Source organism: Flavihumibacter cheonanensis, assembly GCF_022352215.1.
Taxonomy (GTDB): Bacteria; Bacteroidota; Bacteroidia; order Chitinophagales; family Chitinophagaceae; genus Flavihumibacter; species Flavihumibacter cheonanensis.
Window position 1 is genome coordinate 846,966 of record NZ_JAKRWF010000002.1, and the last position, 13,978, is coordinate 860,943.

Below are 13,978 nucleotides of genomic sequence, written 5' to 3' on the forward strand. Positions count from 1 at the left end.
GGTTAGAAATTTTTAATGTGTATTTTTAACACATTATTGCTTTGCCATGAGAAAGACAGCTTATCTCTTTTTATTACTATTCCTGGTTTGCCGTGTTCAGGGCCAGATCTCAGTGAATCCTTTTTTTCCAACGGATGACAAAGGTGTAATTATAACTTATGATGCGGCTAAAGGCAACAGGGGGTTATTGAACCATACCGGAGATGTTTATATTCATACCGGAGTTATCACGGATAAAAGTACCAGTAATACCGACTGGAAATATGTAACCACCACCTGGAATACCAATGATGCTGCAGCCAGAATGGTAAAAGGTTCAGGATCTACCTATCAATTCACGATTCCGAATATCCGGACGTATTACAATGTCCCAGCAGGCGAAACCATTTTGAAGATTGCGATGGTTTTCCGGTCGTATAATCCAACCGGCAACGCACTGGAGGGAAAAGCATCTGATCTGGCTGTTGACCAGGGAAATATTTATTGGGATGTATACCCGTCCGGTAAGGCAGCCATCCGTTATACCAAACCTGAATTTGAGGCCAGGTACAAACCTTTCCTCGGTCCGCTGAATCTGAGCATTGGTTCAACCATTGAAATCGAAGCGCGCAGTAACCAATACCAGAAATTGGTTTTGCAGCGAAACGGGAATACACTTGCAACCGTTAATAACGATACCATTATCCGGCACACTGCAACGATTCCAGCTGCCGGTGAGCATGTTTTTATTGTAAGCAACCCTGATAATGCAACAGTTCCTGGTGATACCTTTCGGGTCTATGTTGCTCCTCCCACAACGGAAGCCCCACTGCCCGCAGGTGTAAAAGAGGGCATCAATTATGAAACCGGAGGTACAGCTGCTACGCTGGTTTTATTCGCGCCTGGAAAAAGCCGTGTGAATGTGATTGGCGACTTTAATAACTGGCAGGAATCTCTCCCTTACCAGATGAATAAAACGCCGGACGGAAATTATTTCTGGCTCAGAATAACCGGGCTGACCCCTGGCACTGAATATGGCTATCAATACCTGGTAGATGGAACCATTAAAATTGGTGATCCCTATTGTGAAAAAGTATTGGATCCCTGGAATGATCCATTTATTGCTGCCACCACCTACCCCAATCTGAAAGCCTACCCGACGGGTAAAACTACCGGTATTGTTAGTGTACTTCAATCCAATGCGCCGGTATATAATTGGGAAGTAACCAATTTCCAGCGGCCGGCTAAAGAAAAACTCGTGATCTATGAAGTGTTGCTGCGTGATTTTGTTGAAAAACACGATTGGAACACGCTGAAAGATTCGATTAACTATTTCAAATCGTTGGGTGTAAATGCCATTCACCTGATGCCGTTCAACGAATTTGAAGGGAATATCAGTTGGGGATATAATCCATCTTACTATTTCGCACCGGATAAATATTATGGTCCCAAAAACACGCTGAAAGCGTTTATAGATGCCTGCCATAAAAACGGGATAGCAGTAATTATGGACATGGTTTTAAATCACTCTTTCGGTCAGTCGCCCATGGTACAACTCTATTTTGATGGAGCTAATAATCGCCCGGCTGCTAATAACCCCTGGTTCAATCCCGTTGCCAAACATGCATTCAATGTCGGATATGATATGAACCATGAGGCGGCGGTCACCAAACGTTTCTTCAGTAACGTTTGTGCTTTCTGGTTGCAGGAGTACAAACTGGATGGATTCCGCTTCGACTTATCGAAAGGTTTTACGCAAACCAAAACCTGTGACGACAATGGCGGCAACTGTGATGTAAACGGATGGAGTGCCTATGATGCCAGTCGTGTTGCCATCTGGAAAGCCTATTATGATACCTTGCAACAAAAAGCTCCCGGCTCCTATGTCATTCTTGAACACCTGGGTGTCAATAATGAGGAAAATGAATTGTCGAATTATGGTATGATGTTATGGGGCAACATGAATTATAACTTTACAGAGGCGGCGAAAGGCCAGATCCCCAATTCCAATTTCAGTGGCGCTTTGCATACGGTTCGTAACTGGCAAAAGCCGCACCTGATCAGTTATATGGAAAGTCACGATGAGGAACGCTCCATGGTAAAATGCAAAACGGAGGGCGTTAGCGTAAGCGGTTACAATATCCGTGATGAAGCCATCGCCCTGAAACGAAATGAGTTGGCGGCAAGTTTCTTATTGGCTATGCCTGGCCCGAAACTGATTTGGCAGTTTGGGGAGCTGGGTTATGATTTATCGATCAATTATTGTCCGGATGGAACCGTAAACAACAATTGCCGTACTGATCCCAAACCCATTCGCTGGAATTATTACCAGAACGCCAACCGGGTTCAGTTGCGAAATGTGTACAAAGCCATGCTGGACCTGCGGAACAATCCGTATTTTGAAAAGCTGTTTATTGCCGGAGATGTGCAGCAGGACCTGGCAAATGCCACCAAATGGCTTCGTGTAACCAGCGACAGTTCCAAAATTGTGGTAGTTGGAAATTTCGGAACCAGCCAGGCTCCGGTGCAGATTTCCTTCCCGCAGGCGGGGATTTGGTATGAATTATTCACAGGCGAACCATTTGCAGCTACTGGTGGAGCACAAAGCATAAATTTGCCGGCGGGTGGCTACAAAGTGTACCTTAACAGGAATCTCAATGGAACCACACCCACACCGGTTCGGGATATTGAAACAACAGACGTATTCCGCTTGCGGATGAGTCCAAATCCGGTTCAGGCCAGCTCCATTATCCGTTATGAATTGCCGGAAGCAGGAAGGGTTCAGTTTACCCTGATGGATCTGAATGGAAGAACCATAGGTACACTGCCGGTTGGAAGCAGGGCGATGGGATCCCACCAGGCCAGGCTGGATCCGGCGCTGGTTGGAAGTTTGAGAAAAGGTGTGTACCTGTTGCAGCTAACGGTAAACGACAAGCGAAAAATTATAAAACTGCTGGTGCAGTAATAACAACAACATGAAACAGATTTCGAGATTCAGTCACTTTGGTGAATTGAGCGACAAAGATTATTTCCGGATAGCCCTTTCTGTGGATTGCGTAATTTTTGGCTTCGAGGATGGTGAATTAAAAGTGCTGGTGATAAAATGTAATATCAAGGAATACAAAGGCATGTGGTCCTTGTTGGGAGACCTGGTAAGGCCGGATGAAGACCTGGACTCCGCCTCCTACAGAATTTTGAAGGATAGAACCGGTTTGGATGATGTGTACCTGGAGCAGGTTCAAACTTTTGGAAAGGTAAATCGGCATCCTGCGGGAAGGGTAATTACCACTACTTATTTTTCACTGGTAAACATCAAGGATCACCAGTTGAAATTATCCGATAACGAATTGCATTGGCATCCGGTTAAGGAAATTACCGAGATGGCCTTCGATCATAAGAACATCCTGGATACCTGTTTGGAACGTTTGAGGGAAAAAATCCAGGATCACCCTGTAGTGTTTAATCTGCTTCCAAAAAAATTCTCTCTTAGGGAACTTCAGAGTGTGTATGAAGCGGTACTCAATTGTGAGTTGGATCGCCGTAATTTCCGAAAGAAATTTTTCATGATGGACTGGCTGATTGATCTCAATGAACTGGAGGAAGATGTACCACACCGCCCTGGAAAACTCTACAAGTTTAATGCTGCCAAGTTTGCGAAAAAGGCAAAGAAAGTTTCTTAAACAATAGGCGGGACCACGTTTTCATCCTGATAACTTGATTTTCAACAATCTGGAAAAATATTGTTGAAAGCGCCCTTCTACAGGCTATTCTGGCTAAAAAAAATCTTACACAAAAGTTAACAACAAGAAAAAATAATTATATGTTTGTGTACTTTGTACACATTTTAATATGTAAAAAGTACACAAAGTAGGATTAACGATTTCTTCATTATAAAAAACGCAACACGTACGATTATGTCATTGAAACGTCTGCTTACGATTGCCTTGCCGTTGTTGTTCCTAACACTTCTGCAGCAGGGCGTTTATGCACAAACAAAAACTATTTCCGGTAAGGTTACAGACAGTAAGGATGGTTCACCCATTGTTGGTGCCACTGTGCTGGTGAAAGGAACCAGCTCTGGTGTACAAACGGGTGCTGATGGATCCTTTACCATTACTGTTCCGGCATCTGCCAAAACGCTGGTTATTTCTTCGGTAGGCTTTGCCAGCCAGGAAATTTCCACTTCCGCAGCGAGTTTCTCGATTGCGCTTGGGCCTGATAATGCAGCCCTTGGTGAAGTGGTGGTAGTAGCTTACGGAACCCGGAAAAAATCAGATCTCACAGGTGCTGTTACCTCGGTAACTGCGAAGGAATTTCAAAAGGGTGTGATTAATTCCCCGGAACAATTGCTGACTGGTAAAGTTGCCGGTTTGCAAATCACAACCGGTGGTGGTGCTGCTGGTGGCGGAAGCCGGATCCGGATTCGTGGAGGGGCCTCCCTTAACTCCAGCAATGATCCCCTGATTGTAATTGATGGAGTACCTCTTGATGGGGGTGGTGTGGCAGGTTCCGCCAATATCCTGAATACGATCAACCCCAATGATATAGAGTCGATGAACGTGTTGAAAGATGCAGCAGCTACAGCCCTGTATGGTTCACGTGCTTCCAACGGGGTATTGATTGTTACCACAAAAAAAGGCACCAGTGGTAAACCCAAATTCAATTTCAACTCTACGCTTTCGTTGGGGCAATTAACTGATAAAGTTGATGTACTAACTGCAGGTGAGCTAAGAAGTCTTATCCAGGACGAGGGCAATGAATCTTTTTTGCGTTTGTTGGGTGCAGCTAATACAGACTGGCAGAATCAGATATTCCAGGATGCTGTTGGTTTTGATAACAACTTTAATGTTAGCGGTTCGCTTGGTAAAAAATTACCCTATCGTTTATCTGTAGGTTACCTGAACCAGGAAGGTACGCTCAAGACCAATGAATTTGATCGTTTCTCCACTTCACTGAACCTGAACCCCAAATTTTTTGATGACCATTTAACGCTAAACGTTGCAGTTAAAACTGCCACTACAGCCAATCGTTTTGCAGACGAAGGAGCCATCGGGGCAGCCGTTACTTTTGATCCAACTCAACCCGTATTCAGTGGTAAAGAGGAATGGGGTGGTTATTATGAGTGGCTTCAAAGTGATGGATTACCCATTAACCTGGCAACCCGTAACCCGGTTGCCTTGTTAAATCTTCGGGATAACCGTTCCAATGTATTTCGTTTTATCGGTAACGTTCAGGCAGATTATAAACTGCATTTCTTCCCTGATCTGCACGTGTTGGTTAACCTGGGGGTTGAATACAATGAAGGAGAAGGGCGTGATATATTTGACCGCCGTTCTGCCACTAATTTCCGTACTAATGGACGTGTTTCTGAATATCGCCAGATGAAGCGTAACCAATTGGCAGATGTTTCACTCTTCTATACAAAGGACCTCTCTTCCATCAATAGTAAGCTGGATGTATTGGTTGGACATAGCTACCAGGATTTCCTGATTAAGAATTACAATTTTGCTGCCTTTGGACAGGATGGCAGACAGATTCCCGGTACTACTCCAAACTTTCCTTTTGATGAGCCCCGTTACAGACTGGAATCCTACCTGGGACGGTTGAACTATACCCTGGCAGATAAATACTTGCTCACTGCATCTATCCGTCGGGATGCGAGTTCCAAGTTCTCTCCTGATACCCGCGTAGGTTATTTCCCTGCAGTAGCTGTAGCCTGGAAAATCAACGAAGAGTTTTTCCGCAACAGCAATACGCTGAACGACTTGAAACTTCGTGCAAGCTGGGGTGTTACCGGTCAGCAGGATATTGGTGATTTCTATTCCTACCTGCCCCGTTATACGGCCAGTAACCAGACTGCACAATACCAATTTGGAAACAGTTTCTTTTCTTTCCTGCGTCCTGCCGGCTATGATCCGAATATCAAATGGGAAACAACTGAAACCTATAACCTTGGCTTGGATTTCGGTTTCCTGAACAATCGCATCTCCGGTAGTGTGGATGTATATCAGAAAAAAACCAGGGACCTCCTGAGTACTGTTCCGGTTGCTCCCGGTTCCAACTTTGTAAACCTGATTACTACCAACGTAGGTAATATTGATAACAAGGGTGTTGAATTTGTATTGAATACGGTGCCGGTTCGGACAAACAATCTCACCTGGGATTTTGGCTTCAATGTAACTTACCAGGACATCAAAATCACCAATCTGTTGAAACAGGAAGATGCTGCGTTTACCGGAATTGATGTGTTGGGTATTCAGGGTGGTACCGGAAATACCATCGCGAAACATGTAGTTGGATACAGACCTTATACGTATTTCGTGTATAAGCAGGTGTATGATCCGGAAACTAACAAACCTATTGAAGGCTTGTATGAAGACCTGAACCGCGATGGTGTTATTAACCAATCGGATCGCTACCTGACTCAACAGGGAGCACCCAATTTCCTCTTTGGCATTAATACGCAGGTTAACTACAAGCGTTTTATGTTTGGATTAGCAGGTCATGGAACTACTGGTAACTATATCTACAATAACGTAAATTCTGAAAGAGCTGCGTTCCGTAATGTTCAGAATCCGATCAACTTTGTTCAGAATACTACCCGTAGCTATTTCAATACCGGGTTCTTTAATAACCAGTATTTATCAGATCACTACATTGAGAACGCATCTTTCTTCCGTCTGGACAACATCAACCTTGGCTATACAGTTGGTAAGGTATTGCAGGGTAAGGCGAATATGCGCCTGGGTGTAAGTATTCAGAATGTGTTCGTGATTACCAAATACTCAGGTCTCGATCCGGAATTGGCAAATGATGGTGTAGACAATACCATCTATCCCCGTCCCCGAATTTATTCACTGGGTATGAACCTTGATTTTTAAACAACAATTGTTTGCAGTATGAAAAAGATGATCATATCAAAATTTACGATAGTGGCGTTGGGAGCAACATTGTTGGTCTCCTGTGCCAAAAAACTCGACCTCTTTCCAACAAATGATTTAACTCCTCAAACTACTTACGCAACTCCGGAAGGCTACAAAGCGGTACTGGCGAAAATTTACGGTGGTATGTCTACTACAGGTAATGCTGGTCCGGCTGGAGCTTCCGATATCCAGGGCCTGGATGAAGGTTCACAGGCATCCTTTATCCGTGGGTTCTTTAATTGCCAGGAACTGCCTACAGATGAAGCGGTGGTTGCCTGGAACGACCAGACCATTCAGGATTTTCATGCGCTTCGCTGGACAGCCGGTGATCCGTTTTTACTGGGTATGTATGCACGCCCTGTATATAATATCACCATCTCGAATGAATACTTACGAGAAGCAACAGACGAAAAAATCGCTTCCCGTGGCATTACAGGTGCAGCAGCCACGGAAATCGCGAATACCCGTGCTGAGGTTCGATTCCTGCGCGCTTTTAATTACTGGGTGATGCTGGATTTGTTTGGAAAATCAACCTTCGTAACAGAGGCAGATCAGATCGGTACAGCGCTTCCAAGAGAAATATCCCGGGAGGAATTATTTGCCTACATCGAAACCGAACTGAAAGCAATTGAAACAGAACTCCAACCGGCAAGATCCATTGAATATGGTCGGGTAGACCAGGGTGCAGCCTGGGCATTGCTGGCTCGTTTGTACCTGAATGCAGAAGTATATACGGGTACAGGCCGTTATGCAGATGCGCTTACCTATGCCAAGAAAGTAATCGATGCAGGGTATGAATTACATCCTGATTATCGGGAGGTTTTCATGGCAGATAACGACAAGGCTGCCAACGAATTTATGTATGTAATCAACTGTGACGGACTGAGAACACAGAGTTATGGAAATACCACCTTCTTTATTCATGCGGCAGCTGGTGATAATTTTGCCGACTATGGAACCAATGGTGGCTGGTATGGATATCGTGCAACTGCTGCGTTGACAAACAAATTTGCTGATTTATCTGGCAATACGGATGAGCGTGCCATGTTCTCTAACCTGAGCAATGCTACCATCAATGCACTGAGTGATTTCAACCAGGGAGTATGGGTTCGCAAGTATGTGAATATTCGTTCCGATGGCGGACAGGTAAGTGATGTTAACCGCGAGTTTTCAGACGTAGATTTCCCGGTCTTCCGTTTGTCTGAAATGATCCTGATTTATGCTGAAGCGCATTTACGCGGCGGCGGTGGCGATCTTGCAACAGCGCTCGCACAGTTAAACAGAATCCGTTTCCGTGCTTATGGACAGAGCTATGGTCCGAATGATGTGGGAAGAATCCTGAGTTCAGATCTGAACCTTCAATTTATTCTCGATGAAAGAGCACGTGAATTATTCTGGGAAGGTCATCGTCGTACCGACCTGGTTCGCTACAATCAGCTGACTACAGGAACGTACCTGTGGCCCTGGAAAGGGGGTGTTGCGTCCGGAACTGCAGTGGATGAAAAATTCAATCTTTTCCCGATTCCGGCAACCAATCGTACTGCAAATCCGAACCTTAGTCAGAATACTGGTTATTAATTCAAAAAAAATTATCTGAGATATGAAACGCTTGTCAATTTTTTTACTTCTGGGTGTTTTGCTGACCAGCCTTTGGTCCTGCGAAAAAGAAGAGAATCGCGTTTATTTCGAAGGCGGTACTCCCCCTGCATTAACAGTGAACAATGCTTCACCAGTTTTACGATTTGAAGACAGTGATAAGGAAGCTATTCGCTTTAACTGGACGAACCCGGACTATAAATTCAATACCGGGATAAGTTCACAGGATGTGAATTATATTCTTGAAATGGATACGGCTGGAGCTAATTTCAGCCGGCCAACCAAAGCTTCGGTTAGTGTTAACCGTGAGTTGAGCCGCAGCTTCACAGTTTCCCAGCTCAATGATATTTTGCAGAATACCATGCTGCTGGCACCTGGTAAAGAACACAATCTTGAAGTACGGGTTCGTGCTTCTATCGGAAATACGGCTACCGCAGTATTTTCCAACTCAATCTCTGTAAAGGCAACTCCCTATGCGCTGCCTCCCAAAATAGCCCCACCAACTACTGGAGCCCTTTATATTGTGGGAAGTGCAACACCTGGCGGATGGAATAACCCGGTGCCCGTACCAAGTCAGCAGTTCACCAGGGTTAGTGAAACGCTGTATGAGATTACGCTTGATATGGTTGGTGGTGGAGCCTATCTGTTGATTCCAACCAATGGACAGTGGGCAAAATACAATGTGAATGATGATACCATTCCTGGTATTGCAGAAGGAGGTGATTTCTTCCGCGAAGGCAGTAAGGATATTCCCGGTCCGGCTGCTGCAGGTACTTACAAAATCACGGTTGATTTTCAACGTGGCAAATTCACCGTGGTAAAACAGTAATTAACCAGAACTAAAAGCATTTTGCTATGAAGTATTTATCTAAAATTCTATTTAATACGCTGCTGGCAGCCATTTTGCTGACAGCTTGTGAGAAAGCGGATGACCTTCCTTTTTACGAAAATGGTACAGTCCCGGCAGTAACTGCATCTGCGAGTACCATTGCACCCGTTCCTGCTGATTCATTGGCAGCAGGTCTTACGCTGAGTTGGACGAACCCTTCCTACGCTGCGGATTCTGCTACCTATAAATATGTGGTAGAAATTGACCAGGCCGGAAATGGTTTTGCAAACGCTGCTCAGCGTGTAATTACAGGTTCATTGAGTACAACTTATCTGAATAAAGAGTTGAATACTATCCTGCTTGATAAGGGTCTTGAATTTGGCACTGCCTATGATATGGAAGTGCGGGTGATCTCCTCTTATTCCAATAATAATGAACGGCTTATTTCCAATGTGCTACCCATTAAAATGACTCCGTATAAAATTCCTCCCCGTGTTGAACTTCCCTCTTCCGGTAAATTATTCCTGGTTGGAAGTGCAACAGGTAGCGGATGGAACAATCCGGTTCAGACTCCGGAACAGGAATTCACACGTTTGAATGAAACTACTTTTGCTGGTGTTTTTAATCTGAAAGGAGGAAATGAATACCTGGTGTTGCCAGTGAACGGTCTTTGGGATCAGAAATACTCAGTGGCCAATAAAAATCTGGCAGGCCTTGCAGAGGGTGGAGATTTTGGTTTCGGTCTGAATGATAACATTCCGGGTCCTGCCGCGGATGGTATCTATTTAATTGTTCTGGATTTCCAGGCTGGAAAATTTGTAGTTACTCCTTTTAAAGATGCTGAATTACCATCCTCACTCTTTATTGTAGGAAATGCAACAGCAGGCGATTGGAGCAATCCGGTTCCTGTACCGTCTCAGCAATTTACCAGGCTGAATTCAGCAGAATTTGAAATTACCGTTGATCTGACTGGTGATAGAGAATACCTGCTGCTTCCCGAAAATGGCAACTGGAATAAAAAATATTCAGTTGCTGATAACTCCGTAGCAGGTTTACGTGAAGGAGGAGAAATGGGATACAATCTGCCTGCTAACATTCCTGGTCCAACTACTACCGGTACCTATAAGATCAATGTGAATTTTGCAACACACCGTTACAAGGTGACCCGGCTCTAAGGATATAAACATGATGCGCTATTCAGCCGGATCTCAGTGTTACAAACTGACATCCGGCTGAATTTTTATTATAAAGTTGATCACTTCCTCCAGTGTAAGATTTGTGCGACTAATTGCATCCTGAATTTCTTCCCGGTTTACCTGGGCCGCAAAAGAAGGGGTCTTCAATTTCTTAAGCACGGATTTCACATCCATTCCTTCGTACCGGTTTGGCCGGATCAGGGCTGCAGCGTGTATAAAGCCCGATAGTTCGTCAAATACATATATCATTTTTTCCATCGCGCTTTCCGGCTCCACCCCAAAATGCCGGGGACCATGGCAGGCAATTGTTCGGATTATCGTTGGATCAATTTCTCTTCTTTCCAGCTCCTCTATAATACGCCGGCAATGTTCTTCCGGGTATTTCTCCCAGTCGGCATCGTGCAATACCCCGGCCAGCCACCATTTATGCGCATCAGCTTCTTCCAGGCTTTCCCGCTCCAGGGCCCAGGTTTTCAGCAAAGCACCTACCTGCCGCATATGCAGGCGGAGCCGTTCATTAGGTACCCAATCTTCCAATAATTGCAATGCTTCTGCTTCTGTTAACACCTTCCCACTATTGGCAGGATCTCCAAATTGGGTCCTTCCGAGCTGTAAATTTGCCATCTATTAAAAATTATTGTAAAAATATTTATTGATTATCAATTGATTGTAAAAGGTGCTACAAAAAATTCATCCTAAATAATTGGTGAAATGCAGTACATCAACCTACCTTTGCGCTCCGAATTATTTCATCATTCCAGTTACCGGGATGGCGGTAACGGACTAAATTAAGTTTAAATGAGCAAATTACATTTCACCACCAAGCATGCGAACGAGGCTACCGTACAGCGTAACTGGTACGTTGTAGATGGTACCAATCAAACCGTAGGACGCATGTGTGCCAAAATCGCGGCCGTACTTCGTGGTAAGAACAAAGCGTATTTCACTCCCCATGTAGATTGCGGAGATTTCATCATTGTTATCAATGCTGATAAAATTCAGTTTACAGGACAGAAGCTGGATCAGAAAGTGTATGAGAACTTCAGTGGCTATCCTGGTGGCCGGAAAGAAGAAGTTGCGAAAGACCTGTTGAAGCGTCGTCCGGAAGTAATCATCGAGCGTGCTGTAAAAGGTATGTTACCGAAAAATCGCCTGGGTCGCAAAATGTACAAGAAGCTGTTTGTTTATGCCGGAGACACGCATCCGCATGCAGCTCAGCAACCCAAAGAACTGAAATTCTAATCACCAATCATTATCTCAAATTCCAAATAGATGGAAAAGCAAAAAAATGGATTAGGCCGTCGTAAGGAAGCAGTAACTCGTGTATTCCTCAGTAAAGGCGAAGGCAAAATCACAGTAAACGATAAAGACTATAAAGTATATTTTCCACTGGTTTACCTGCAAAACCAGGTAGAAGCTCCGTTGAAGGCGATTGAAGCCCTTGACAAGTTTGATGTGGTAATCAACGCTACCGGTGGTGGTGTGAAAGGTCAGGCGGAAGCTGCTAAACTCGGTATTGCCCGTGCACTGCTGGAAGTAAATGCGGAATATCGTCCAACTCTTAAGGCTGCAGGTTTTCTGACCCGCGATCCCCGTGGTGTTGAACGTAAAAAACCAGGTCGTAAAAAAGCACGTAGAAGCTACCAGTTCAGCAAACGTTAATCTGTCTGCTTCAACCTTCAAACAAATTTTAATAAGACTACGATGGAAAATAATACATCCTTACAACAGCAACTTCTCGATGCAGGTGTTCACTTCGGTCACCTGAAGAAGAAGTGGAATCCTAAAATGTTGCCTTACATCTTCGCAGAGAAGAAAGGTATCCATATCATCGACCTGAACAAGACTACTGAAAGTTTGCAGGAAGCAGCAGCTGCTCTGAAGCAGATTGCCCGCAGCGGTAAGAAGATCATGTTCGTAGGTACGAAGAAACAAGCGAAAGAAATCGTTACCCAATGCGCTCAGCGTGTGAACATGCCTTATGTTACTGAGCGTTGGCTGGGTGGTATGCTCACCAACTTCAACACAGTTCGTAAGAGTGTGAAGAAAATGCAGAGCATCGAAAAAATGCTGGGCGACGGAACGCTTGACAACATCACCAAGAAAGAGCGTCTGACACTGACCCGCGATAAAGAGAAGATGGAAAAAGTGCTGGGTGGTATCGCTCAACTGGGCCGTGTACCAGCTGCTTTGTTCATCATCGACATCGGTCATGAGCACATCGCATTAGCGGAGGCAAAGCGCCTGGGCATCAATACTTTCGGTATGGTAGATACCAACTGCGATCCGAATAAAGTTGACTTCCCGATCCCTGCGAACGATGACGCTACTAAGTCAATTGCTATTATCGTTGAATACATCACAGCAGCTATTGCTGAAGGTCTTGCTGAAAGACAGGAAGCAAAAGATTCTGATGTGGAAGAAAGCAGCGATGAGAACGAGAGACGTGCAGCTCGCCTGGAAGCAGAAGCACAGGCTGAAGCAGCCCGTGGTGGCCGCACTCGTGGAACCAACGCTCCCAAGCGTCGTGTTCCAAATAGTCCAAAGCGGACCGGAGCGAGATAAGATATTCACAATATAAAACTTCTATACAATGTCTACTGTAACAATTACAGCTGCGGATATCAATAAACTACGCCAGGCAACCGGTGCAGGTATGATGGATTGTCGTAAGGCACTGACCGAAAACAATGGTGATTTTGAAGCAGCGATCGACTGGTTACGTAAGAAAGGCGCGAAAGTAGCTGCCCTGCGTAGCGATCGTGAAGCGAAAGAAGGTGTGGTATTGGCAAAAACTACTGCCGATAACAAAACAGGTATCGCTGTTTGCGTTAGTTGTGAAACTGATTTCGTTAGTAAGAATGCTGATTTCGTTGCCTTCGCTCAAAGCATCATGGATGCAGCGATCGAGAACAATGTTAAATCTGCAGAAGAACTGAATGAAGTGGCAATCAATGGTCAGAAAATAGCTGATCTCGTAAACGACAAACTGGCTTCTATCGGCGAAAAAATTGGTATTTCCAAGTTTGAGCGCGTGGATGCTCCTTATGTTGCCTCTTATATCCATGGCGCTAACCGTATGGGTGTACTGGTAGGTTTGAACAAGGAAGCTGCTGAGGCTGGTAAGGATGTAGCTATGCAGATCGCGGCCATGAACCCCGTAGCCGTTGATGCTGATGCGGTTCCTGCTGATATCGTTGCCCGTGAGAAGGCGATCATTACCGAGCAGGTTGCTGCTGATCCAAAAATGGCTGGTAAACCGGCAGAAATGATCGAAAAGATCGCTGCAGGTAAACTGGGAGCTTTCTTCAAGGAAAATACCCTCTCTGCACAGGCCTTCGTTAAAGATGGTGGTATGAGTGTAGGTGATTACCTGAAAAAAGCAGGTGATGTAGTGGTTACCGAATTCAAGCGCGTAGCTTTAGGTTAATCCAACTTCGGTTTATAAATTCTAA

General features: G+C 44.8%; 11 protein-coding genes. 10 read left to right on the forward strand and 1 reads right to left on the reverse strand.

The window, feature by feature from the left end:
- The first annotated feature begins 46 nt into the window (after positions 1–46).
- The 6 genes from MD536_RS12965 (at position 47) to MD536_RS12990 (ending at position 10,502) form a co-directional block, all read left to right on the forward strand.
- Positions 47–2,944, forward strand: a complete 2,898-nt coding sequence (locus MD536_RS12965) for an alpha-amylase family glycosyl hydrolase (protein WP_239600518.1) — start codon at positions 47–49, stop codon at positions 2,942–2,944.
- A 10-nt stretch (positions 2,945–2,954) separates the two neighbouring features.
- Positions 2,955–3,659, forward strand: coding sequence for an NUDIX hydrolase (locus MD536_RS12970; protein ID WP_239600523.1), 705 nt, complete (start codon positions 2,955–2,957; stop codon positions 3,657–3,659).
- Between the two features lie 234 nt (positions 3,660–3,893).
- The gene (locus tag MD536_RS12975; protein WP_239600532.1) at positions 3,894–6,860 is read left to right on the forward strand and encodes a SusC/RagA family TonB-linked outer membrane protein; all 2,967 of its coding nucleotides are present in this window, start codon (positions 3,894–3,896) and stop codon (positions 6,858–6,860) included.
- 18 nt (positions 6,861–6,878) lie between these two features.
- Positions 6,879–8,480 carry a RagB/SusD family nutrient uptake outer membrane protein gene (locus MD536_RS12980; RefSeq protein WP_239600534.1) on the forward strand — a complete coding sequence of 534 codons (1,602 nt, stop codon included), beginning with the start codon at positions 6,879–6,881 and terminating at the stop codon, positions 8,478–8,480.
- Between the two features lie 22 nt (positions 8,481–8,502).
- Complete coding sequence (locus MD536_RS12985) at positions 8,503–9,327, forward strand: SusE domain-containing protein (RefSeq protein ID WP_239600535.1); 825 nt, start codon at positions 8,503–8,505, stop codon at positions 9,325–9,327.
- A gap of 26 nt (positions 9,328–9,353) precedes the next feature.
- Positions 9,354–10,502, forward strand: coding sequence for a SusE domain-containing protein (locus tag MD536_RS12990; RefSeq protein ID WP_239600541.1), 1,149 nt, complete (start codon positions 9,354–9,356; stop codon positions 10,500–10,502).
- Positions 10,503–10,541: 39 nt separating this feature from the next.
- Here the strand turns inward: MD536_RS12990 and MD536_RS12995 are convergent, their stop codons facing one another.
- The gene (locus MD536_RS12995; RefSeq protein ID WP_239600543.1) at positions 10,542–11,147 is read right to left on the reverse strand and encodes an HD domain-containing protein; all 606 of its coding nucleotides are present in this window, start codon (positions 11,145–11,147) and stop codon (positions 10,542–10,544) included.
- A gap of 174 nt (positions 11,148–11,321) precedes the next feature.
- On the opposite strand from MD536_RS12995, the gene rplM reads away from it, so the two are divergent.
- Genes rplM through tsf form a run of 4 tightly spaced genes read left to right on the forward strand, consistent with a single transcriptional unit; the run spans position 11,322 to position 13,953 of the window.
- Positions 11,322–11,765, forward strand: a complete 444-nt coding sequence (rplM, locus tag MD536_RS13000; protein WP_234866746.1) for a 50S ribosomal protein L13 — start codon at positions 11,322–11,324, stop codon at positions 11,763–11,765.
- A 30-nt stretch (positions 11,766–11,795) separates the two neighbouring features.
- Positions 11,796–12,185 (forward strand): 30S ribosomal protein S9, encoded by a 390-nt coding sequence (rpsI, locus tag MD536_RS13005; protein WP_239600551.1) that lies wholly within the window; start codon positions 11,796–11,798, stop codon positions 12,183–12,185.
- A gap of 42 nt (positions 12,186–12,227) precedes the next feature.
- Complete coding sequence (gene rpsB / locus MD536_RS13010; RefSeq protein WP_239600553.1) at positions 12,228–13,088, forward strand: 30S ribosomal protein S2; 861 nt, start codon at positions 12,228–12,230, stop codon at positions 13,086–13,088.
- Between the two features lie 28 nt (positions 13,089–13,116).
- A complete protein-coding gene (gene tsf / locus MD536_RS13015; RefSeq protein WP_239600555.1) occupies positions 13,117–13,953 on the forward strand; it encodes a translation elongation factor Ts in 837 nt (278 codons plus the stop codon).
- Positions 13,954–13,978 lie beyond the last annotated feature (25 nt).